Origin of the sequence: Streptomyces sp. TRM70350 (assembly GCF_019219825.1) — a bacterium.
Lineage (GTDB): Bacteria > Actinomycetota > Actinomycetes > Streptomycetales > Streptomycetaceae > Streptomyces.
Genome location: NZ_JAHUXH010000108.1, coordinates 1 through 897, shown reverse-complemented (window position 1 = coordinate 897; position 897 = coordinate 1). Strand labels below are relative to the sequence as shown.

The window sequence follows — 897 nt, the reverse complement described above, 5'->3', positions numbered from 1 at the left end:
CCCCTCGGAGCGGCAACTGGCTTCGGACTGGGGCGTGTCCAGGCCGACGGCTGCTCGATCGCTGGAGGCGCTGAGCCATCAAGGGCTTGTCGAGAAGCGGCAGGGGTCGGGCACGTATGTGCGGAGTCTCGAAGTGAACCGGCGTGCCCGTGAGTTGTACGGCCGTGCTCGGCAGACGGGGAAGATCTACACACCCGGCGAGTATGCGGTCATCACGTCGGCCGGCTGGCTGGAGGCGCCGGATCATGTCGCTGAGGCGCTGGGCCTGGTGAAGGACCGGCGGGCTGTCCACCGGCGGCGGGTGACCAACAACCAGGACGGGCCCATCACGCTGTCCATTTCGTGGTTCGCGCCGGATGTCGGGCAGCGCGCGCCCAAGCTGCTGGAGCCGGAGCGGATCCAAGAGGGCACCCTGATGTACGTCGAGAACATGACTGGGCGACAGGGCAGTTACGCCGAAGATCGCATGTGTGCCCGGACAGCGACGGACGAGGAAGCCGCGGACCTTCAACTCGTCGCCAGCTCTGCCGTCTTGGTCGTCCATCACGTTGTCTACGACCTCCAGGACCGGCCGTTGGAGTTCGCTGAGGCCACCTACCCGCCGCTCCGTTGGGCGTTCGAGCAGGGCTACCCGCTCTCCTGACGAACAGCCGGCCAGTTGAGGCGAACCACTTGCGTCGGCGAAGTGGCTAATGCCACTATCCAGAAAGTGGCCAAGGCCACTTCATGGGAAGGGGGCGCGGTGTGACGAATCAGCGGCCGGATCAGGGCACGCACTTACCTTGTCGGGGTTGCCGGGGGCGCGGATGGAAGCGCGTCGGCTCGCGTACGACCCTGGCGCTTGCCACCGCCGCCGACCGCGCCCGTGCCACATCGAAGCGGCGCTGCCCCGACTGT

General features: G+C 67.1%; 1 protein-coding gene. It reads left to right on the top strand.

The window, feature by feature from the left end; all coding sequences use genetic code 11:
- Positions 1-643: GntR family transcriptional regulator (locus KWI83_RS37780; protein ID WP_218518887.1), on the top strand; the 643-nt coding region annotated here is incomplete at its 5' end.
- Between the last annotated feature and the right edge of the window lie 254 nt (positions 644-897).